General features: G+C 71.4%; 18 protein-coding genes. 16 read left to right on the top strand and 2 right to left on the bottom strand.

Annotated features, from left to right (window positions below; translation table 11 throughout):
* Window positions 1-37: 37 nt before the first annotated feature.
* The 3 genes from recN to AB0436_RS26345 all read left to right on the top strand — a co-directional run bounded on the left by recN (window position 38) and on the right by AB0436_RS26345 (window position 3,956).
* The gene (recN, locus tag AB0436_RS26355; RefSeq protein WP_366470412.1) at window positions 38-1,783 is read left to right on the top strand and encodes a DNA repair protein RecN; all 1,746 of its coding nucleotides are present in this window, start codon (window positions 38-40) and stop codon (window positions 1,781-1,783) included.
* Window positions 1,784-1,885: 102 nt separating this feature from the next.
* Window positions 1,886-2,644, top strand: a complete 759-nt coding sequence (locus tag AB0436_RS26350) for a hypothetical protein (RefSeq protein ID WP_366470411.1) — start codon at window positions 1,886-1,888, stop codon at window positions 2,642-2,644.
* Between the two features lie 193 nt (window positions 2,645-2,837).
* Window positions 2,838-3,956, top strand: a complete 1,119-nt coding sequence (locus AB0436_RS26345) for a glycosyltransferase family 4 protein (protein ID WP_366470410.1) — start codon at window positions 2,838-2,840, stop codon at window positions 3,954-3,956.
* Window positions 3,957-3,960: 4 nt separating this feature from the next.
* Here the strand turns inward: AB0436_RS26345 and AB0436_RS26340 are convergent, their stop codons facing one another.
* Both AB0436_RS26340 and AB0436_RS26335 read right to left on the bottom strand, forming a co-directional pair.
* The gene (locus tag AB0436_RS26340) at window positions 3,961-5,565 is read right to left on the bottom strand and encodes a PucR family transcriptional regulator (protein ID WP_366470409.1); all 1,605 of its coding nucleotides are present in this window, start codon (window positions 5,563-5,565) and stop codon (window positions 3,961-3,963) included.
* A 51-nt stretch (window positions 5,566-5,616) separates the two neighbouring features.
* Window positions 5,617-7,419 carry a glycoside hydrolase family 15 protein gene (locus AB0436_RS26335; protein WP_366470408.1) on the bottom strand — a complete coding sequence of 601 codons (1,803 nt, stop codon included), beginning with the start codon at window positions 7,417-7,419 and terminating at the stop codon, window positions 5,617-5,619.
* A 407-nt stretch (window positions 7,420-7,826) separates the two neighbouring features.
* Between AB0436_RS26335 and AB0436_RS26330 the strand changes: the two genes are divergently transcribed.
* The 13 genes from AB0436_RS26330 to AB0436_RS26270 all read left to right on the top strand — a co-directional run bounded on the left by AB0436_RS26330 (window position 7,827) and on the right by AB0436_RS26270 (window position 22,193).
* Window positions 7,827-9,494 carry a CTP synthase gene (locus AB0436_RS26330; RefSeq protein ID WP_365857884.1) on the top strand — a complete coding sequence of 556 codons (1,668 nt, stop codon included), beginning with the start codon at window positions 7,827-7,829 and terminating at the stop codon, window positions 9,492-9,494.
* Window positions 9,495-9,580: 86 nt separating this feature from the next.
* A complete protein-coding gene (locus AB0436_RS26325) occupies window positions 9,581-10,219 on the top strand; it encodes an NUDIX hydrolase (protein WP_366470407.1) in 639 nt (212 codons plus the stop codon).
* 205 nt (window positions 10,220-10,424) lie between these two features.
* A complete protein-coding gene (locus AB0436_RS26320; RefSeq protein ID WP_366470406.1) occupies window positions 10,425-12,464 on the top strand; it encodes a tetratricopeptide repeat protein in 2,040 nt (679 codons plus the stop codon).
* 144 nt (window positions 12,465-12,608) lie between these two features.
* On the top strand, window positions 12,609-13,724 hold the full coding sequence (gene ald, locus AB0436_RS26315) for an alanine dehydrogenase (RefSeq protein WP_366470428.1): 1,116 nt from the start codon (window positions 12,609-12,611) through the stop codon (window positions 13,722-13,724).
* Between the two features lie 328 nt (window positions 13,725-14,052).
* Entirely contained in the window at window positions 14,053-15,213 is a 1,161-nt protein-coding gene (locus AB0436_RS26310; RefSeq protein ID WP_365857891.1) for a ParA family protein, read from the top strand.
* A complete protein-coding gene (locus AB0436_RS26305; RefSeq protein ID WP_366470426.1) occupies window positions 15,210-15,764 on the top strand; it encodes a hypothetical protein in 555 nt (184 codons plus the stop codon). The genes AB0436_RS26310 and AB0436_RS26305 overlap by 4 nt, the downstream gene beginning before the upstream one ends.
* A gap of 53 nt (window positions 15,765-15,817) precedes the next feature.
* Window positions 15,818-16,867 carry a ScpA family protein gene (locus AB0436_RS26300; RefSeq protein ID WP_366470405.1) on the top strand — a complete coding sequence of 350 codons (1,050 nt, stop codon included), beginning with the start codon at window positions 15,818-15,820 and terminating at the stop codon, window positions 16,865-16,867.
* 32 nt (window positions 16,868-16,899) lie between these two features.
* On the top strand, window positions 16,900-17,475 hold the full coding sequence (gene scpB / locus AB0436_RS26295) for an SMC-Scp complex subunit ScpB (protein ID WP_366470425.1): 576 nt from the start codon (window positions 16,900-16,902) through the stop codon (window positions 17,473-17,475).
* Window positions 17,475-18,596 carry a pseudouridine synthase gene (locus AB0436_RS26290; protein ID WP_366470404.1) on the top strand — a complete coding sequence of 374 codons (1,122 nt, stop codon included), beginning with the start codon at window positions 17,475-17,477 and terminating at the stop codon, window positions 18,594-18,596. Before scpB ends, AB0436_RS26290 begins: the two co-directional genes overlap by 1 nt.
* A 105-nt stretch (window positions 18,597-18,701) precedes the next feature.
* Window positions 18,702-19,343, top strand: a complete 642-nt coding sequence (gene pnuC / locus AB0436_RS26285) for a nicotinamide riboside transporter PnuC (RefSeq protein ID WP_366470403.1) — start codon at window positions 18,702-18,704, stop codon at window positions 19,341-19,343.
* Window positions 19,340-20,434 (top strand): AAA family ATPase, encoded by a 1,095-nt coding sequence (locus AB0436_RS26280; protein ID WP_366470402.1) that lies wholly within the window; start codon window positions 19,340-19,342, stop codon window positions 20,432-20,434. Before pnuC ends, AB0436_RS26280 begins: the two co-directional genes overlap by 4 nt.
* Window positions 20,431-21,165 (top strand): NUDIX domain-containing protein, encoded by a 735-nt coding sequence (locus AB0436_RS26275; RefSeq protein WP_366470401.1) that lies wholly within the window; start codon window positions 20,431-20,433, stop codon window positions 21,163-21,165. Before AB0436_RS26280 ends, AB0436_RS26275 begins: the two co-directional genes overlap by 4 nt.
* Window positions 21,162-22,193, top strand: coding sequence for an ADP-ribosylglycohydrolase family protein (locus AB0436_RS26270; RefSeq protein WP_366470400.1), 1,032 nt, complete (start codon window positions 21,162-21,164; stop codon window positions 22,191-22,193). Before AB0436_RS26275 ends, AB0436_RS26270 begins: the two co-directional genes overlap by 4 nt.
* Window positions 22,194-22,211: the final 18 nt, after the last annotated feature.

Genomic DNA, 22,211 nt, shown 5'->3' with positions numbered 1-22,211 from the left:
GGGCAGGGCGCGTCGCGCAACACGAGCAAAACCTCGTATGGTCGGGGTCGTGTTGGAGGAGATGCGGATACGGTCGCTGGGAGTCATCGACGACGCGGTGGTGGAGCTGTCACCCGGCTTCACGGCGGTGACCGGCGAGACCGGCGCGGGCAAGACCATGGTGGTGACCAGCCTCGGACTGCTGCTCGGCGGGCGGGCCGACCCCGCCCTGGTGCGGCTCGGCGCCAAGTCGGCACTGGTCGAGGGGCGGATCACCATGCCCGCCGGCGCACCGGCCACCGTCCGCGCCGAGGAGGCCGGGGCCGAGCTGGACGACGGTGCGCTGCTCGTCAGCCGTACGGTCTCGGCCGAGGGACGCTCACGGGCGCATCTCGGCGGGCGGTCCGTGCCGGTCGGGCTGCTCGCGGAACTCGCCGACGAGCTCGTCGCCGTGCACGGGCAGACCGACCAGCAGGGGCTGCTGCGCCCGGCCAGGCAACGGCAGGCCCTCGACCGGTACGCCGGGGACACGGTGGCCGTGCCACACGAGAAGTACGCCGCCGCGTACCGCAGGCTGCGGGCGGTCGTCACGGAGCTCGAGGAACTGACCACCCGGGCCCGCGAACGGGCCCAGGAGGCGGACCTGCTGCGCTTCGGGCTCGACGAGGTGGCGGGTGTGGAGCCGCTGCCGGGCGAGGACACCGATCTCGCCGCCGAGGCCGAGCGGCTGGGCCACGCCGAAGCGCTCGCCTCCGCCGCCGCCCTCGCGCACACCGCGCTGGTAGGTGACCCGGAGGACCCCGAAGGCGTGGACGCGACGACGCTGGTCGCCGGGGCCGGCCGGGCACTGGACGCCGTGCGCTCCCACGACCCGGCGCTCGCCGCGCTCGCCGAACGCATCGGGGAGATCGGCATTCTGCTCTCCGACGTGTCGGGGGAGCTGGCAGGGTACGCCGACCGTCTCGACGCCGATCCGCTGCGGCTGGGCGCCGTGGAGGAGCGGCGGGCCGCGCTGACCCAGCTCACCCGTAAGTACGGCGAGGACATCTCAGCCGTGCTGGCCTGGGCCGAGAAGGGCGCGGCGCGCCTCACCGAGCTGGAGGGCGACGACGAGCGGATCGGTGAGCTGACGGCGGAGCGCGACGCGCTGCGGGCCGAGCTGTCTCTGCTCGCCCAGGCACTCACCGACGCCCGGACCGAAGCGGCCGACCGATTCGCCGACGCGGTGACGGAGGAGCTCGCTTCGCTCGCCATGCCGCACGCCCGGGTCTCGATCGATGTCCGCCAGACCGAGGACCCGGAGGGCATCGAGGTCGGCGGCCGGCTGGTCGGGTACGGCCCGCTGGGCGTGGACGAAGTCGAACTGCTGCTCGCACCGCATCCCGGTACCGCCCCGCGGCCGATCGCCAAGGGAGCGTCGGGCGGTGAACTCTCGCGCGTCATGCTGGCCGTCGAGGTGGTCTTCGCGGGGGCCGACCCCGTACCGACCTACCTCTTCGACGAGGTCGACGCCGGGGTGGGCGGCAAGGCCGCCGTCGAGGTCGGCCGCCGGCTGGCCAAGCTGGCCAGGTCCGCCCAGGTGGTGGTCGTCACGCACCTGCCGCAGGTGGCCGCGTTCGCCGACCGGCAACTGCTGGTGGAGAAGACCCACGACGGTTCGGTCACGCGCAGCGGCGTCACCGTCCTGGAGGGTGAGGACCGGGTGCGGGAGCTGTCCCGCATGCTGGCGGGCCAGGAGGACTCGGAGACGGCGCGTGCGCACGCGGAAGAACTCCTTGCCACGGCCCGGGGGGACGCGGGCTGAGCGCCCGGCCCGGTGGCCTCGATCGCCGGGCCCGCCACGCACACCGCGGACTGTAGCGGCCCCGGGACCCGGGGCGGGCCCCCGCGCCCCTAGGGTGGCCGTATGAGCAGACACGGCGCCCGCACCACCGCATTCCTCGCCGCCTACGCCGCGACCCGTACCGTCGCGACCGCGCTGCGGCGCCGGCCCCCCGGCGGCTCCGAGCGCTGGCAGCGGACGAACTACGCGGGCCGAGTCGTCGACCTCTGCGCGGGACCGGCCACCACGCTCGGCGCGGCCGCCGGGACCCTCCCTGCCGGAGCCCGTGGAGCCGCCGCGCTCGCGGTGCTCGTCGCCGGTGCCTGCGGCGGATACGACGACATCGTCGGCGCGGGCGACCCCCGCCGTGGGTTCCGGGCGCATCTGTCCGCGTTGCGGCAGGGCGAGATCACCAGCGGCGCGGTGAAACTGTTCGGCATCGGCGCGGCCGGTCTGGCCGTCGGTGCGGTACTCAAGGAACGGCCCGTCGACCGGCTGCTCGCCGGAATCGTCGTGGCCGGCAGCGCCCACCTCGTCAATCTGCTGGATATGCGCCCCGGACGAGCCACCATCGCCGTGCTCGGGCTGGCCGGCCCCGGCCTGCTGCGGCGCGTCCCGGGCGGTGCGGCCGCCGCCGCCCCGATGGGGGCGGCGGCGGCCGTGGTCATCGACGACCTGGGCGAGCAGACCATGCTCGGGGACGCGGGAGCACACGCGCTGGGGGCTGCCCTCGGAGTGGCCATCGTCGCGGGGAACGGCCGGGCGGGACTCGCCGCCCACGCGGCAGCTCTGGTCACCGCGGCAGCGTACGGTGACAAGGTGAGCCGCGCGGCGGCGAGTTGAGTTGCGGCCCGGTCCGCGACAGTTCGACCCAGCACCGCGTAACCAGTGGACTGCTCACCCAGACGAGTGACACCCCTCGGCGTTGACTCGACCGCGTCGGCCCTCACCCTCCGGGAGAGCGCCGGAACGCGCGTGCGGGCTGGCATCCTGGGGCGCGACATCCCGCCCGACGCCGACTCAGGAGCTCCGGTCAGTGAGCAGTACCCAGGTCCCGCCGTACGGCCGATCGCCGCTGCGTGCCGTCCAGGTACTGGGCGGAGGCAGCGCGGGCAGCAGCGCCCACGTCCGGTCGATCGCCGGGGGACTCGTCGAGCGGGGCGTCCAGGTCACCGTGTGTGCTCCCGTCGAGTTGGAGCAGTCCTACGGCTTCGGCGGCGCCGGTGCGCATTTCCTGCCGGTGCCCCGGAGCAGCGACCCGGCAAGCGTCGCCGCGCTGCGCTCCGCCTGCGCCGGGGCCGACGTCGTCCACGCGCACGGGCTGAACGCCGCCGTCCGCACCGCGCTCGCGCTGAGCGGGCAGCGGCTGCCGTTGGTCGTCACCTGGCACACCCGCTCGCACAGCGAGGGCGTGCGATGCCACCTGTTGCGGCTGCTGGAGCGAAGGGCGGTCCGGGCGGCCACCGTGGTGCTGGGCGCCTCATCCGATCTGGTGGACCGGGCCCGTAACCGGGGGGCGCGCGACGCGCGTCTCGCGCCGGTCGCTGTCCCCGCACCCCGAGCGGCGGCCGGCCGGGACGGGAGCAAGGTGCGCGCGGAACTCGGCGCCGTGGGACGGCCCTTGCTGATGGCCGTGGGCAGCCTGGAGCCGCACCGTGGATACCGGACGCTGCTCGACGCGGCCCGGCTCTGGCAGCGACTCGACCCGGCGCCGCTGCTGGTCATCGCGGGCGAGGGCCGGGAGCGGGCGGCATTGCAGCACCGGATCGAGACCGAGTCGCTTGCCGTCCGCCTGATCGGCAGGTGCGAGGAGGTCACCGAACTGCTCGCCGCGGCGGATCTCGCCCTCCTGCCCAGCCGCTGGGAGGCGCGCTCCCTGCTGGCGCAGGAAGCTCTGCGTCTCGGTGTACCGCTGGTCGCCACCGCCGTCGGCGGAACACCGGAACTGGTCGGTGACGCGGCCGAACTCGTCCCGTACGGTGACCCGTCGGCGCTGGCCGCCCGGGTGACCGCACTGCTAGCCGACCCCGCACGCCGCCGCTCGCTCGCTGCGGCCGGCCGTATCCAGGCGTCGAGTTGGCCGACCGAGGACGAGACCGTCGCTCAGGTACTGAGCGTGTATGACGAGTTGCTGCAGTCGGCTGTCACGCGCTGACGCGTCAGGAGGTGTGCCGACGGGCCCGCAGGGCCAGGCTCAGCGCCAGCACGGTCTGCGGATCCTCCAGATCGGTGCCCAGCAACTCGGCGATCCGGGCCAGTCGGTTGTACAGCGTCTGCCGGTTGAGATGCAGCTCGCGTGCCGTCTCCGCCTTGCGGCCTGCATGCGCCAGATAGCTCTCCAGGGTCGGCAGCAGCGCGGGCCGCGAGGTGCGGTCGTGCTCGCGCAGCGGACCGATCGCCCGGTCCACGAACGCCGCCAGATCGGGTTGGTCCCGCAGCCGCCACAGCAGCAGATCGATGTCGAGGCGGCGCGCGTCGTACCAGGGCCGGTCGGGGAGCCCCTGGGCCGCCGTCGCGGTCTCCGCCGCGTGCCGCAGCCCCGCCGAAGCCGCGGCCCAGCCGCCCGCCTCGCCGACCACCACAACCGGTGCATGGCCACCGGCCCGCTCCAGGCCGGCCCGCTCCACACCGGCCCGCAGCGCCACCGCGACCCGGTCGGCCACCGCGGCACGTTTGGATTCAGTACAGCCGGATTCGGTACGGAGTCCGACGAGGAGCGGCACCCGGCCCTCCACCGGACGGACACCGAGCAGGACCGGCACGCCCACCGCGCCGAGCTCCTCGAGGACGGCGCGGGCCAGCACCGCCCAGTTGCCCGACGGCGACAGCTCGGCGGCCAGCCGCATCACCACCGGCAGCAGCGGCCCGTCGCCGGGCTTGAAGCCCAGCACCCGGGCCTGGGCCGGCGCGTCCTGCGCGGTGATCCGGCCCTCCGCGAGGTCGGTGAGGAAATCGCCCCGGCCGCGGGCTGCGAGCTCCTCCTCCTGGCGGGCCTGCATCAGCACGACGGCGAGGATGTCCGCCGCCTGCTCGGCCGCCATCCTGTGCACCGGCTCCGGCGGCGCCGACACCGGCAGCAGCGCCAGCCTGGCCCGGACGGAGCCCGGACCGGACCCGCCGCCCGGCACCTCGACCAGCACGGCACCGGCCGGCCGGTGCCCGCGCAGCCCTTCCCACACCTGCAGCGGCTCACCCTCCCCCGCGGCGTAGAGCAACTGTCCGTCGGGCGTCTCGAGAAAGACCGGATTCCGGGCGAAATCCGCCAGCACGGAGAGCACCTGGGGCACCCCACCGCCGTCGAGCAGCGCCCGGGTGCACCTGCGGTGCACCTCTTCGGCCTGCTGCAGGAGGGCGTAGTGACCGTTGACGATTTCGGTGTGCACCTCCTCCGTCACCGAGACGAAGGGCACCTCACGGTGCAGCTGGACCAGCGGTAGCCCGGCCGACTGCGCGGTCTCCACCAGCGGGGCGGGCAGTCGGCTGAAGCGCGGACCCAGCTCCACCACGAGCGCCGCGATCCCGCGCTCGGCGAGCCTGCGCACGAACGCCCGCTGCTCGGCGGGCCGGGTACCGAGCGCCAGACCCGTGGTGAGTAGCAGTTCACCGCCCTTGAGCAGTGCGGCGATGTTCGGCGCCTCACCGGCGTGCACCCAGCGCACCGTACGGTTCAGCCGGTCGGCGCCCGCCAGTACCTCGGGCAGACCGGCACGCAGCCCCGGTAGCTCGAGCGCCCGTCGCACCGTGATCCCGCCCTGGTTCTCCACAGTCCGACGCTACAGGGCCCCGGAGGCTGCCCGGAAGCGTCCGGCCGCAGGTCAGCCCCCGTACGCCCCGGATGCGGTCAGCCGCAGAGCCGTGTCGATCAGCGGCACATGGCTGAACGCCTGCGGGAAGTTGCCCACCTGCCGCTGAAGCCTCGGGTCCCATTCCTCGGCGAGCAGGCCCAGATCGTTGCGGAGCGACAGCAGCTTCTCGAAGAGCCTGCGCGCCTCATCGACCCGGCCGATCATCGCCAGATCGTCGGCGAGCCAGAAGGAGCAGGCCAGGAAGGCACCCTCGTCACCCTCCAGGCCGTCGACCCCGGCCGCGGTGCCGGCCGTCGGATAGCGCAGCACGAATCCGTCGCTGGTGGACAGCTCGCGCTGGATGGCCTCGACGGTGCCGATGACCCGCTTGTCGTCCGGCGGCAGAAAGCCCATCTGCGGGATGAGCAGCAGGGAAGCGTCCAGCTCCGTCGACCCGTACGACTGGGTGAAGGTGTTGCGCTCCTTGTCGTAGCCCTTCTCGCAGACATCGCGGTGGATCTCCTCGCGCAGGGCGCGCCAGCGCTCGAGCGGGCCTTCGGCGTCGCCGGACTCGATCAGCTTGATGGTCCGGTCGACGGCGACCCAGGCCATCACCTTGGAGTGCACGAAGTGGCGGCGGGGCCCGCGCACCTCCCAGATCCCCTCGTCGGGCTGGTTCCAGTGCCCCTCGAGGTAGTGGATCAGCTTGAGCTGCAGGAGCGAGGCGTAGTCGCTGCGGGCCAGGCCCGACATGTGGGCGAGGTGCAACGCCTCGGTCACTTCGCCGTAGACGTCCAGTTGCAGTTGGCCCGCCGCCCCGTTGCCGACCCGGACCGGGGTGGAACTCTCGTAGCCGGGCAGCCAGTCGAGCTCCGCCTCGCCCAGTTCCCGCTCGCCGGCGATCCCGTACATGATCTGCAGGTTCTCCGGGTCACCGGCGACCGCCCGCAGCAGCCACTCGCGCCAGGCACGGGCTTCCTCGCGGTAGCCGGTGCGCAGCAGCGAGGAGAGAGTGATCGCGGCGTCGCGCAGCCAGGTGTAGCGGTAGTCCCAGTTGCGGCTGCCGCCGATGTCCTCGGGCAGCGAGGTGGTCGGCGCGGCGACGATTCCGCCGGTCGGTGCGTAGGTGAGCGCCTTGAGGGTGATCAGCGAACGGACCACGGCTTCCCGGTAGGGGCCGTGGTAGGTGCACTGCTCGACCCACTCACGCCAGAAGTCCTCGGTCGCCGCCAGGGCGTTCTCCGGCTCCGGAAGCGCGGGCGGTTCCTTGTGCGAGGCCTCCCAGCTGATGGTGAAGGCGACGCGCTCCCCGGGGCCGACGGTGAAGTCGGAGTAGGTGGTGAGGTCCTCGCCGAAGGTGTCCACCGTGGTGTCGAGCCAGACCGAGTCGGGGCCGGCGACCGCGACCGTACGGCCGTCGACCTTGTGCACCCACGGGGTCACCCGGCCGTAGCTGAAACGCTCCCGCAGGGCGGAGCGCATCGGGACCCGTCCGGTGACGCCCTCGACGATCCGGATCAGTTGCGGGGCGCCGTCGCGGGGCGGCATGAAATCCGTCACACGGACGGTGCCGCGCGGCGTGTCCCACTCCGATTCGAGGATCAGCGAGTCCCCGCGGTAGCGGCGCCGGTCGGCGTCCGGAGGGCATGCCGAAGAGGCATGTGCCGGCCCCAGGCGCCAGAAACCGTTTTCCTCGGTTCCCAGCAGCCCGGCAAAGACGGCGTGTGAGTCGAAGCGGGGCAGGCACAGCCAATCGGCCGTGCCGTCCCGGCAGACCAGGGCGGCGGTCTGCATGTCTCCGATGAGTGCGTAATCCTCGATGCGCCCGGCCACGTGCAATCTCCAGTCGAACGGCCACGTCGCCCCTGGGGGCGCTTGCGTTGCAGTCAAGGGATCGTTGACGAGCGCTTGTTCCGGGAACGGGCGGGGTGGTGCCGGTTTCCGGCCGTCTCGGCAGCGAGTGTCCGAGCAGGATACGACGCACCCTAGTGATCTGCATGACCGGTCCGGCAACCTGGCTGGGCCGAACGAGTGAGCGTCGGGTGAGTGATATGTGACCTCCCGGTGAACGCGGTGGCTCGCGTGCCCGGACGCAGCCTCCCGCTGCCGCTGATACCCTGGTGGCCCGTGGCCCGGTGGCTCTCATGCCCCCGAACCGCAGCGGCGGCACCCCCGGAGTCCTCCGGAGCCTCGTGCCGGCACGCACCTCAGATCGCGACCACGGGAGCCCCCTCTTGGCCATGCAGACCGCTGCTTTCCGAAACAGCACCGCCACGACGACCAAGCACATTTTCGTCACTGGGGGTGTCGCCTCCTCCCTCGGCAAGGGTCTGACCGCCTCCAGCCTCGGTGCGCTCCTCAAGGCCCGCGGTCTGCGGGTCACCATGCAGAAGCTCGACCCGTACCTGAACGTCGATCCCGGCACGATGAACCCCTTCCAGCATGGTGAGGTCTTCGTCACCAACGACGGTGCCGAGACCGATCTGGACATCGGACACTACGAGCGGTTCCTCGACGTCGACCTGGACGGCTCCGCCAACGTCACTACAGGACAGGTGTACTCCACGGTCATCGCCAAGGAGCGGCGCGGCGAGTACCTCGGCGACACCGTGCAGGTCATCCCGCACATCACCAACGAGATCAAGCACCGCATCCGCCGGATGGCCACCGACGACGTCGACGTCGTCATCACCGAGGTCGGCGGCACGGTCGGCGACATCGAATCGCTGCCCTTCCTGGAGACCGTCCGGCAGGTCCGCCACGAGGTCGGCCGGGACAACGTCTTCGTCGTGCACATCTCGCTGCTGCCCTACATCGGCCCCTCCGGCGAGCTGAAGACCAAGCCCACCCAGCACTCGGTGGCAGCGCTGCGCAACATCGGTATCCAGCCGGACGCCATCGTGCTGCGCGCCGACCGTGACGTTCCGACCGCCATCAAGCGCAAGATTTCGCTGATGTGCGATGTCGACGAGGACGCCGTGGTGGCCTGTGTGGACGCCAAGTCGATCTACGACATTCCCAAGGTGCTGCACACCGAGGGCCTGGACGCCTATGTCGTGCGCAAGCTCGATCTGCCGTTCCGCGATGTCGACTGGACCACCTGGGACGATCTGCTCGATCGGGTGCACAACCCCGATCACGAGGTCACCGTCGCCCTGGTCGGCAAGTACATCGACCTGCCCGACGCGTATCTCTCGGTCACCGAGGCGATCCGCGCGGGCGGCTTTGCCAACAAGGCGCGGGTCAAGGTCAAGTGGGTGACGTCCGACGACTGCAAGACGCCGGCCGCCGCCCGGCAGCAGCTCGGTGACGTCGACGCCATCTGCATCCCCGGCGGTTTCGGCGAGCGCGGCGTGACCGGGAAGGTCGGCGCGATCCAGTACGCCAGGGAGAACCGCATCCCGCTGCTCGGCCTCTGCCTCGGTCTGCAGTGCATCGTCATCGAGGCCGCGCGGAACGTCGCCGGCATCCCCGACGCCAACTCCACCGAGTTCGACGCGGCCACCGCGCACCCGGTGATCTCCACCATGGAGGAGCAGCTGGCGTACGTCGAGGGCGCCGGTGACCTCGGCGGCACCATGCGTCTCGGCCTCTACCCGGCGAAGCTCGCCGAAGGCTCGGTGGTCCGGGAGGCGTACGCGGACGAGCCCTACGTCGAGGAGCGCCACCGCCACCGCTACGAGGTCAACAACACCTACCGCGCGGAGCTGGAGAAGAAGGCCGGCCTGGTCTTCTCCGGTACGTCTCCCGACAACAAGCTCGTCGAGTACGTCGAGTACCCCCGCGAGGTGCACCCCTACCTGGTGGCCACCCAGGCCCACCCGGAGCTGCGCTCCCGGCCCACCCGGCCGCATCCGCTCTTCGCGGGGCTGGTGAAGGCCGCGGTGCAGCGCAAGACCGGCGAGTAGCCGCCGGCGATACAGCGATACGGTTGACCGGGGTGGGAGTCCCACAGGACTCCTGCCCCGGTTTCTTTTGTGGAGAGGACGCTTTCATGGCCAGCAGGGACGCCATCAAGGACACCGCCGAGGAATGGCAGGTGGTCGCGACCGCCACCCCCTTCACCGGCAACAAGACCAGCGTCCGCACCGACGACGTGGTCATGCCGGACGGCGCGGTCGTCCACCGCGACTACCAGGTGCACCCCGGTTCGGTCGCCGTCCTGGCACTCGACGAGGCGGGCCGTGTCCTGGTGCTGCGCCAGTACCGGCATCCCGTGCGCCACAAGCTCTGGGAGATCCCGGCGGGCCTGCTCGACGTCCCGGGCGAGAACCCGCTGCACGCCGCGCAGCGCGAGCTGTACGAGGAGGCGCACGTCAAGGCCGAGGACTGGCGGGTGCTGGCCGACGTCTACACCACGCCGGGCGGGTGCGACGAGGCCGTACGGATCTTCCTGGCGCGGGGCGTCTCCGACATCGAGGGCGAGCGTTTCGAGGTCGCCGAGGAGGAGGCCGACATGGAGCTCGCGCGGGTCGAGCTGAAGGATCTCGTACGAGGTGTACTGGCCGGCGAGTTGCACAACACGTGCCTGGCCGTAGGAGTCCTGGCACTGACCGCAGCGCTGAATGGCGAGGGCCTCGACGGGCTCCGCCCGGCGGACGCGCCCTGGCCGGCCCGCCCGTTCGAGGCCTAGCGGTGGTTCGGCGGACCGAGGCAGGGCGGTCCCAGGATCGGCGGGTCCGGTGATCCGCCGATCCGCCAGTCGGATGATCGGCTGATCCGAGTGGCGGATTCGGCCCCAACGGTCCGCCGGACCCGTCTGGCTACCTGAACTACGCTCGGCACTGTCCGGTCCGGGCCCCCGGCGGACTGGTGCGCTGGCGGACGGAGCGAGGCCCGTGACGGATCAGGCGGTGGAGTCGGTCGGCCGGGCCGCGACCTCGAAGGCCGCGCCGGCAACGGGGCAGTTCCTGGGCCGGCGGCGGGAGTTGAAGGCGCTGCGGGCCGACATCGAGCGCGCGGGCCTGGACACCATGGCCGGCCGCAAGGGTGCCGGGCCCCGGGTCCTGCTGATCGCCGGACGGCCCGGTTCGGGCCGCAGCGCCCTGGCCGGGGAACTGGCCGGGCAGCTCGCAGCCGACTACCCGGACGGTTTGCTGCGGGCGCGGCTCAGTACCCCCGGTGGCGACGCGGTCAGCACCGCGGAGACGGCCCGTGAGCTGCTGCACGGGCTCGGTGTACCGGCCCCTCCGGGAGCAGCCGAGGAGGAGCTCACCGAGCTGGTGCGCGCCGCCCTGGCAGAACGCCGGGCGCTGCTGCTCCTCGACGACGCGACCGACGCCGAACAGGTCGAGCCGTTGCTGCCCGACGCGTCCGCTTCGCTGGTGCTGGCCACCTCGACCGGCCCGCTGACCGGTCTCCCCGATGTCCGCCCCTGCACGCTCGGCGGCCTCGACACCGGCTCCGCGGTCGAGCTGCTCAGGCGCTTCGCCGGCACGGTGCGCGTCACCGTGGACCCGCGGACCGCCGAGACACTGGCCGAGGAGTGCGGAGGCCAGCCCGCCGCGCTCGTCCTGGTAGGGGGCTGGCTCGCAGCCCGGCCCAAGGCGTCGGTCGCCGATGTCACCAAGCAGCTGTGGATCCTGCCCGACGGCGCGGAGGAGCCGCGGACCGTCTCCAGGCCGCTGGCCCGCGCCTTCCGGTTCGTCCACGGCTCGCTGCCGCAGCCCGCCGCGCGGATTCTGCGCCTGCTGTCCCTGGCACCCGCCGGACTCGCCGACGCGCACACCGCTTCCGCCCTGGCGGGCTGTTCGATCCCGGCGGCGCAGGCCGCACTGGAGGAGTTCGCCGCACTGGGACTGCTGCGGGCGCACGGCCCGCAGTTCGAGGTGCCGGGCTGCCTGATGCCCCTGCTCGGCGCCCTGGTGACGAGCCAGGATCGTCCGGCCGAGGTGGAGTTGGCCCGCGCCCGGATGCTGGAGCGGACCGTCCGGCTGCTGCAGTCCTGCTGGGCGATCACCGAACCGGACGGATCGGTCGTCCGCAGGAAGCTCGCCGGGCTGCCGCGCTCGCTGCGGTTCACCAGTGCCCCGGCCGCCGCCGCATGGCTGCGGCAGATGCTGCCCGCACTGCTCGCGTCGGCTCGGCTGGCTGCCGCCGACGGAGAGCTCGACACCCTGGCCAGGCGGCTGGTGGCCGCGCTGGTGAGGGCGCTCGCGGCCCACCGGGGCACGGACGCCGCGGCGCCCGAGCGGTACGCACTCCACCAGCTGCTCCTCAAGATCGCCGAGCGGCGCGGGCTGCACCGGGAACGGGCCGCCGCGCTGCTCGATCTGGGCGATCTGGACGCCGGCGCCGGCCGTATCCAGCAGGCGCTGGCCCGGTACAGGGCCGCGCTGGACGCCGGGCGGTCCGCCCGTGACCCGTACACGACGGGCCGGGCGACGGAATCCGTCGGCGGCGCCCACCAGGAACTGGGCGACCTGCAGCGGGCCGCCGACTGGTACGGCAGGGCCCTGGCACATCGGCAGTCGCGCGGCGAACAGGCGGACGAGTCGCGGCTGCACGGTCGGCTCGGGACCGTCCAGGCCCGGGCCGGACAGTACGTCGATGCGCTGCGGAGCTGGCGGGCGGCCGTGGCCGGGCACCGCCGGCTCGGAGACCTCGCCGGCCAGGCCCGGGCGCTGGGCGAGCTCGCCGGGGTGCAGGAGTCCGGAGGGCAGCCGGACGAGTCGCTGCGCACCCGCACGGAGGCGGTGGAGTGCGCCCGCCGGGCGGTTGACGTGCGGCTTCAGGCGGCGCTGGAGCTGCGGCTGGCCGATGCCCTGGACCGGCGCGGGGACGCCGCGGCGGCTCGGCTGCACAGGGGTTCGGCCGAGAGACTGCTGGTCGATTTGAAATCTGCCTACGAAATCCGTGGTGTATCTGCGGAAGATTGATGCTTTGAAAGGCTAGACAGGGAGAAGTCCTTCATTAGACTGGGTTCGTCGCGTGTATCCGTGGTGCCTCCAGCTGTGCTGGGCATGTTCGGGTATGTCTGGCATTGCCCGAGTTATCCTCCTGAGCCAAGGACCGTGATCTACGTGAAGGTCGGCATCCCCCGCGAAGTCAAGAACAACGAGTTCCGGGTGGCGATCACCCCCTCCGGTGTGCACGAGCTGGTGCGCCACGGTCACCAGGTCGTCATCGAACAGAACGCCGGCGTCGGATCGGCGATCCCGGACGAGGAGTACGTGGCGGCGGGCGCCCGGATTCTCCCCACCGCGGACGAGGTCTGGGCCACCGCCGACCTGCTGCTCAAGGTGAAGGAGCCGATCGCGGAGGAGTACCACCGGCTCCGCAAGGACCAGACGCTCTTCACCTACCTGCACCTCGCCGCGTCACGCGAGTGCACGGACGCCCTGCTCGCCTCCGGCACCACCGCCATCGCGTACGAGACGGTCGAGACCGCCAACCGTCAGCTGCCGCTGCTCGCCCCGATGTCCGAGGTGGCCGGCCGGCTCGCTCCGCAGGTCGGCGCCTACCACCTGATGCGTTCGGTGGGCGGCCGCGGGGTGCTGCCCGGCGGTGTGCCCGGCACCGCGCCGGGCAGGGCGGTGGTCATCGGCGGCGGTGTCTCCGGCTGGAACGCCACTCAGATCGCCGTCGGCATGGGCTTCCACGTCACCCTGCTCGACAAGGACATCAACAAGCTCCGCGAGGCGGACAAGGTCTTCGGTACGAAGGTGCAGACCATTGTCTCCAATGCCTACGAACTGGAGAAGGCGGTCGTCGAGGCGGACCTCGTCATCGGTGCCGTTCTCATTCCCGGAGCCAAGGCGCCGAAGCTCGTCAGCAACGCGCTGGTCGCCAAGATGAAGCCCGGAAGTGTACTTGTCGACATTGCGATTGATCAGGGTGGCTGCTTCGAGGACTCCCACCCGACCACGCACGCCGAGCCGACCTTCCAGATCCACAACTCGGTGTTCTACTGCGTGGCGAATATGCCGGGAGCGGTGCCGAGCACGTCCACCTATGCACTGACCAACGCCACCCTGCCGTACATCGTGGAGCTGGCGAACCGCGGCTGGGCGGACGCGCTGCGCCGGGATTCCGCGCTCGCGCTGGGCCTCAACACCCATGACGGGCAGGTCGTTTACGGCTCGGTGGCCGAGGCGCACGACCTTCCGCACACCGAACTGAGCACGCTGCTCGGCTGACGCGTCAACACGCGCCGTCAATCTCGCGCAACCGGCCGGACCTTGCTCCCAGAGGTCCGGCCGGAGTCGCTTACGTCCTCTTTGTTCCGCTCGCTCAACTCGCCGCGAACATAACGCTTCAGGCGATTCGTACACCCGCGAATCGTGCTCTGTGCCCCCTGTGCGCCCTTGACAGAGGGGTGTTCGGTTGCCGACACATGGGGTCGGGTCCGGCGGATTGTGTTGCTGCGAAGCGGTGACACGCCATAGAGTCGCCCATCGTCGGCATGATGCCACGCTGACCTATCGATAAAGTTTCCTGGTCACGTCCAAGGAGGTAAGACGACTTGTGAATGAGTCGACATTTACTCCCGGGGGTGGTCACCCAGGAGCGCCTGCTCGGAGCCATGGCCCTGCGGGGCGCGAGGCTGTCGGCTCCGTCGCTGTCCGCGCCTTCGCAACACAAGAGCACATGACGACAGCCCACCAGAGTATGGACGGCCAACACGTGAACGCCAGGGCCGGCGACCGGAGTGGCGATACGACCACCCATCTCGCCGTCTACAACGAGGTACCCGAGGGTCATTTCTACGACCCGGACGCCGAGTACGAGCCCGACCCGGAGTACGCGGCCACGCTCGCCCCGGACGCTGCCCGCCAGCGCCGCGAGCGGATCGGCCCGACCGGACGGCCGCTGCCGTACTTCCCGATCCCAGGACCGCTGACCGACCACGGGCCGGCCAAGATCATCGCGATGTGCAACCAGAAGGGCGGCGTCGGCAAGACCACGTCGACCATCAACCTGGGTGCCGCGCTCGCGGAGTACGGACGACGGGTCCTGCTCGTCGACTTCGACCCGCAGGGCGCGTTGTCCGTGGGTCTCGGCGTGAATCCGATGGAGCTCGACCTCACCGTCTACAACCTGCTCATGGAGCGGGGCATGGCGGCGGACGAGGTGCTGCTGAAGACCGCGGTTCCCAACATGGACCTGCTGCCGAGCAACATCGACCTGTCGGCCGCGGAAGTGCAGTTGGTCAGCGAGGTGGCCCGGGAGTCCACGCTGCAGCGGGCACTCAAGCCGCTGATGCAGGACTACGACTACATCGTGATCGACTGCCAGCCGTCGCTCGGTCTGCTGACCGTCAACGCGCTGACCGCGGCGCACAAGGTGATCGTGCCGCTGGAGTGCGAGTTCTTCGCGCTCCGCGGGGTGGCGTTGCTGACCGAGACCATCGAGAAGGTCCAGGAGCGGCTCAACCCCGAGCTCGAACTCGACGGCATCCTCGCCACGATGTACGACTCCCGCACGGTGCACAGCCGTGAGGTGCTCGCACGCGTGGTCGAAGCCTTCGACGACCACGTGTACCACACGGTCATCGGGCGGACCGTGCGCTTCCCGGAGACGACCGTCGCCGGCGAACCCATCACGACCTACGCCTCCAACTCGGTCGGCGCGGCCGCTTATCGTCAGCTCGCCAGGGAGGTGCTCGCCCGGTGTCACGCCGAGTGAGTCTGCCGGGCGCCGACGAACTGTTCCGTACCACCGGAGGAACGGCACTCCAGTCGTCGTCCCCGAGGCGTCCGGTCAACGGCGAGCAGCCCCGGGTACCCGCGCCCGCGGGGGAGAGCGATTCGGTGGCCTCCGCCGCCGAACGCGCCGAGCCGCAGGCCGCCGAGCACTCCACCGCGGGGGCGGAGGCGCCGGAGTCCCGCACCAGGAACAGCGAGGCGGAAGCCGCCGCGGGCGGCCGCCGGGCGCAAGAGGGGCGCACAGCCCCGGCGCCCGCCCCGCAGACCGGACAGCAGCAGCGCCGCCGTGGTGGCGGCCGGGGGGCCAACCGGCGTCCCACCGGTCGGGAACGCCACGACGAGAAGATCACCGTGTACGTCTCGGCCGAGGAGTTGATGGACCTCGAGCACGCCCGGCTGGTGCTGCGCGGGGAACACGGCCTCGCCGTGGACCGCGGGCGTATCGTCCGGGAGGCGGTCGCCGTGGTCCTGGCGGACCTGGAGTCACGCGGTGACGCCAGCATTCTGGTGCGGCGGCTGCGCGGGCGCTGAGCGGCTGCGCGCCGGTGACCCCGCCGCGCCCGTACCTCCGTACCCTGGACCCGATGCCCACCGACGACTCCGCTCAGCCCCGCCGCCGCGCCCTCGGGCGTGGCCCGGGCGCAGCTCCCGTGGCGTCGGGGGCACCGGTGGCGCACCCGACGCCGGAACGGCCGGCCCCGGCGCCGGAACCCGTACCGGCAGTACCGGCCGCACCCGCACCGGCCCCGGAACCCGTACCGGCAGTACTTCCACCCCTACCCGAACCCGCGCCGGACACCGCACCGGCTCCGGTCCCGGTGGAAGACACCGCAGATGGCCGGTTCAAGGTCCGACTGGCCAATTTCGAGGGCCCTTTCGATCTGCTGCTGCAGCTGATCTCCAAACACAAGCTGGACGTCACCGAGATCGCGCTGTCCAAGGTCACCGACGAGTTCATGGTGCACATCCGTGCCATGGGTGCCGACTGGGACCTCGACCAGACCACCGAGTTCCTGGTGGTGGCCGCCACGCTTCTCGACCTGAAGGCCGCACGGCTGCTGCCCGCCGCCGAGATCGAGGACGAGGAGGACCTCGCCCTGCTGGAGGCGCGCGACCTGCTCTTCGCCCGGCTGCTCCAGTACCGCGCCTACAAGCAGATCGCGGAGATCTTCAGTGAGCGGCTGGAGGCCGAGGGCCGGCGTTACCCGCGGACCGTGGGCCTGGAGCCGCACCATGCGGCGCTGCTGCCCGACGTCGTCATCCGTATCGGAGCCGAAGGCTTCGCGAAACTCGCCGTCAAGGCGATGCAGCCCCGGGCCCGGCCGCAGATCTATGTGGACCACATCCATGCGCCGCTGGTCTCCGTGCAGGAGCAGGCGGAGATCGTGATGGCACGGCTGCGGGAAGGTGGTGACGTGAGTTTCCGCACGCTCACCGAGGACGCGGCCGACACACTCACGGTGGTGGCGCGCTTCCTCGCCCTGCTGGAGCTGTACCGGGAGAAGGCCATCTCCCTGGACCAGCAGGAGGCGCTCGGCGAGCTGCTGGTGCGGTGGACCGGGGGAGACGGAGCGAAGCCGGCCGTCACCGACGAATTCGATCAGTTCGACCACCTGGTGGAGGAGAAGGCGTGAGTGATCTCAAGCCCGCGCTGGAGGCGGTCCTGATGGTCGTCGACGAGCCGGCCACCGAAGAACACCTGGCCAAGGTGCTCGACCGGCCCCGGCGCGAGGTCGCCGACGCGCTGCGCGCGCTGTCCGACGAGTACACCGTCCAGGGGCGCGGCTTCGACCTGCGTCTGGTGGCGGGCGGCTGGCGGTTCTACACCCGTCCCGAGTACGCCGAAGCGGTCGAGGGATTCGTCCTGGACGGGCAGCAGGCGCGGCTCACCCAGGCCGCTCTGGAGACGCTCGCGGTGGTCGCGTACCGCCAGCCGGTGAGCCGTTCCCGGGTCTCCGCGGTCCGCGGGGTGAACTGCGACGGGGTCATGCGGACCCTGCTGCAGCGCGGTCTGGTCGATGAGGCGGGCGCGGAACCCGAAACAGGTGCGATCCTGTACAGGACGACGAACTACTTTCTGGAGCGAATGGGCCTGCGAGGCCTGGACGAGCTCCCGGAGCTCGCGCCCTTCCTTCCCGAGGCGGAAGCGATCGAGGCCGAGACACAGGAAGGTGTGCCGTCGTTCGATCCGGATGCACCGGACGGTCCGGACACCGACGCAGACGACAAGACGGAACTTTGATGCGAAGCAACGGCAGGAACAGCGGAAGCGGCAACCGGGACAACCGGGGTGCGGGCGGGAAGACCCCGTCCTCCCGGCCCAGGTCCGGCGGAGCGCGCGGCGACAAGCAGGAGGAGCGTCCGCGCCGGCCCCGCCCCGAGGAGCGCCGTTACGACGTCGGCACCGGTTCGTCCGAGGAGCAGGGCCGCAAGTCCGGCGGCGGCAGCCGCGGCGCTTCGGCGCGCGGTGGCGCCAAGGGCGGCCCGAAGAGCCCGAAGAGCGGGGGCGCCCCGCGCCGTGGCCCGCACGGGCAGCGGGAGACCTCCAGGCCGCGCGAGCTCGACGCCAAGATCGAGGAGCGCAACCGGGAGCGGCACAACAAGCCGCAGGTGAAGACCCCCAAGACCTTCCCCGGTGCCGAGGAGGAGGGCGAGCGCCTGCAGAAGGTGCTGGCCAGGGCCGGTATGGGATCGCGGCGCGCCTGCGAGGAACTGATCGACCAGGCCAGGGTCGAGATCAACGGTGAGATCGTCATGGAGCAGGGCCGGCGGGTCCTGCCGAAGGACGAGATCAAAGTGGACGGCCTGACCGTCGCCACCCAGTCGTATCTCTTCTTCGCGCTGAACAAGCCGGCCGGCGTCGTCTCCTCGATGGAGGACCCGGACGGGCGTCAGAACCTCGGTGACTACGTCACCAACCGGGAGACCCGGCTGTTCCACGTGGGCCGTCTCGACACGGAGACCGAGGGCATCATCCTGCTCACCAATCACGGCGAGCTGGCTCACCGGCTGACCCACCCCCGGTACGGCGTCAAGAAGACCTACCTCGCCGCGATCCAGGGCCCGCTGCCGCGCGACCTCGGCAAGCGGCTCAAGGACGGCATCGAGCTGGAGGACGGATACGCCCGCGCCGACCACTTCCGGGTCGTCGAGAACACCGGGAAGAACTACCTGGTCGAGGTGACCCTGCACGAGGGCCGCAAGCACATCGTTCGCCGGATGCTCGCGGAGGCCGGGTTCCCGGTCGAGAAGCTGGTCCGGGTCAGCTTCGGCCCGATCCCGCTGGGCGACCAGAAGTCGGGCTGGCTGCGCCGCCTGACCAACACCGAGGTCGGCATGCTGATGAAGGAAGTCGGCCTGTAGGCCCGCACCCGCAGGCCCGGCCCCCGCTTTCGCGGGGGCCGGGTTTTTTGCTTGTGGCGGCCCCTCGCCTCCTTTATAGTCATAGTGACCATAAAGGAGGCGGGCGTGAGTCTCGCAGACGTACTCGACCCGTTGCAGCAGCCACTGGTGACCGTCCTGAACACCCCGGTGAGCTGGACGGAGGTGCTCGGCTTCGGCAGCGGTGCGCTCTGTGTCCGGCTCGTCGCCCGGCAGCACATCGCCAACTGGCCGATCGGCATCGCCAACAACGCCTTCTTCATCCTGCTGTTCCTGCAGGCAGGCCTGTACGCCGACGCAGGCCTCCAGTTCGTCTTCATCGCCCTCGCCGCCTACGGCTGGTGGACCTGGACCCACGGGGGTGGACCAGGCCCCGAGCTGCCGGTGCGGCGTACCGACCGCACCGAGTGGGGCCGGCTGCTCGCGGCGGGGGCGGTGGGGACTCTCGGCCTGTGGGCCCTGCTGGCAGGTGCGACCGACTCGACCGTCCCCTTCTGGGACGCCCTGACGACCGCGCTGTCGCTGATGGCCACCTACGGCCAGTGCAAGAAGCTCGTCGAGTCCTGGTGGCTCTGGATCGCGGCGGACGTGGTGTACATCCCGCTGTACGCGTACAAGGACCTCTATCTGACCTCGCTGCTCTACGTCGGGTTCCTCGCGCTGTGCGTCGTGGGTCTGCGCAACTGGCGGGGCGACGAGGCACGGCAGTCGGCCGGGGTGCCGGCATGAAGAAGCACGGACACGGCCTGGTCCTCGGCAAGTTCTATCCGCCGCACGCCGGGCACCACCATCTCGTCCGGACCGCACAGGACCGCTGCGAGCAGCTGACCGTCCTGGTCTGTGCCGCCGCCGTCGAGTCGCTCTCCCTCGCGGACCGGATGGCCTGGATGCGTGAAGTGCACCCGCAGGTACGGGTGGTGGGTGCCGTCGACGACATCCCGATGGACACCGGCGACCCCTTGATCTGGGACGCGCACATGGCGGTCTTCCGCGGCGCGGTGCCCGAGCGCGTGGACGCCGTGTACACCTCCGAGCGGTACGGGGACGAGCTGGCCCGCCGGTTCGGCGCGGAGCACGTGCCGGTGGACCCGGACCGTACGGTCTTCCCGGTGTCCGGGACCGCTGTGCGCAGGGCCCCGGCGGACTGCTGGGACTTCCTGGAGCCGCCGGTGCGCGCCGGACTCGTCCGCCGGGTCGTGGTGCTGGGCGCGGAGTCGACCGGGACGACCACTCTGGCCCGGGCCCTGACCGAGACGTACCGGCGCCGGGGTGGGGTGTGGGCGCAGACCCGGTATGTGGCCGAGTACGGGCGGGAGTTCAGCGAGCAGAAGCTGGCAGACCTACGGGCCGTACGACCGGACGCCGACTGGCAGCAGGTCACCTTCCGAACGGAGGACTTCCCGCTGATCGCCCAGGGCCAGGCCGAGCGGGAGAACGCGGCGGCCCGCACCGGATCGCCCGTGCTGTTCTGCGACACCGACGCCTTCGCCACCACTCTCTGGCACGAGCGCTACCTGGGCGGACGCAGCGAGCAGGTCGCCGCACTCGCCGCACGGGGCAGACAGCACCTGTGGCTGCTCACCGACCATGTGGGCGTCAGTTTCGAGGACGACGGGCTGCGCGACGGCGCGCATCTGCGGCCCTGGATGACAGGCAGGTTCCGCGAGGAACTCACCCGCGCCGGGCGGCCGTTCCGCATGCTCAGCGGCTCGCACCGACAGCGGCTCGATACCGCGGTCGCCGCCGTGGACGCGCTGCTGACCGACGGCTGGAACCTCGCCGACCCGCTCCCGGAACGCCATCGGGAGGCCACCGGATGACGGGCGGCGCGATGCACGGCTATGACCCGCACGCCTTCGAGCCGTTCGCCGTCACCGTCGACCTCGCCGTCTTCACCGTCAGGGACGCCGAACTGCAGGTGCTGCTGATCCGGCGCGGCCAGGAGCCCTACCGGGGCGCCTGGGCGCTCCCCGGCGGATTCGTCCTGCCGACGGAGTCCGCCGAGGAAGCCGCCGGGCGCGAACTCGCCGAGGAGACCGGGCTGTCCGACGCGACCCTGGCCCACCACCACCTGGAGCAGCTGCGGACCTACAGCCGGCCGGACCGCGACCCCAGGATGCGGGTCGTCTCGGTCGCCTACACCGCGCTCGTACCGGACCTGCCGGAACCGCAGGGCGGCGGCGACGCGGCGCACGCCCAGTGGATGCCGGTGGACAGCGCGCGCGAACTCGCCTTCGACCACGCACGGATCCTCACCGACGCGCACCACCGGATCGGCGCCAAGATCGAGTACTCCTGTCTCGCCACCTCCTTCTGCCCGCCCGAATTCACCCTCGGCGAGCTGCGGCAGGTGTACGAGACGGTCTGGGGCACCGCACTCGACCGCCCCAACTTCCGGCGCAAAGTCCTTGCCACACCGGGCTTCGTGCAGGCCGTGGCCGGCGCCGCGCGCCTGACCGGCGGCCGGGGCAAACCGGCCGCCCTCTACCGGGCGGGCCCTGCCACCGCCCTGCACCCACCTCTGCTGCGCCCGGAAGGACGAACCGAATGAGCCCCACGAGCAAGCCCGTCACCACCACGGAACGCGCCGCGACAGGCGCGCTGATCGGACTCGCCCTCGGAGACGCACTCGGTTTCCCGACCGAGTTCAACGACGTCCCCACGATTCTGGCCAAGTGCGGCCCCTGGCGGGAGATGGAGCTGCCCAGGCCCGCCTTGGTCACGGACGACACCCAGATGACGCTCGCGCTGGGCAAGGGGCTGCGGACCGCGACGGAAGCCGGACCGCCGGCGCCGGCGACCCTGGTGCCGCCGGTACGCGCGGAGTTCGTGACGTGGTACCACTCGCCGGAGAACAACCGGGCCCCCGGCAACACCTGCCTGACCGCCTGTGAACTGCTGGACAGCGACCGGCCCTGGCAGCAGGCGAGCCGGATCGGCTCCAAGGGCTGCGGTGCCAACATGCGGGTCGCGCCGATCGGTCTGATACCCGGCCTCAGCGAGGAACAGCGCGCCGGAGCGGCGCAGCTGCAGTCCGCCCTCACCCACGGCCACCCGACAGCCCTGGCCGCGAGCGATCTGACGGCCCGGGCGGTGTTCCTGCTGGCCCAGGGCACCGAGCCGACCGGGCTGGTGGGGCAACTGCGTTCGTACGCACTCGAGAACCGCACCCGTTACCACGAGCGCTGGCTGGGCGATCTGTGGACGCACTCCCAGGACGCGACCCCCGACGCCTTCATGGCGCGAGGCTGGGACGACTGCCTGGCCGCCCTCGACCGGCTCGTCGGCGCCCTCCGCGCTCCGTCCCCCGAGACGGACCCCTGCCTGGCGACGGGCGACGGCTGGATCGCCGAAGAGGCCCTGGCCACAGCGCTGCTGTGCTTCCTGCTCTTCCCGGACGAACCGGTCACGGCGCTGCGTCGGGCGGCCTGCACCCGGGGCGACTCCGACTCGATCGCCTGCCTGGCGGGCGCGTTCGCCGGCGCCCACCTGGGGCCTGGCGGCTGGCCGGAGGAATGGGCAGAACGCATCGAGTACCGGGACGAACTGCTGGCACTCGGCACGCTCTGGGACGCTTGAGCCCTTTCGACGTCGGGT

The sequence above is a fragment of the Streptomyces sp. NPDC051322 genome (assembly GCF_040689485.1).
In the GTDB taxonomy this organism is placed as follows: Bacteria; Actinomycetota; Actinomycetes; order Streptomycetales; family Streptomycetaceae; genus Streptomyces.
This window is presented reverse-complemented; position numbering and strand designations above follow the sequence as displayed.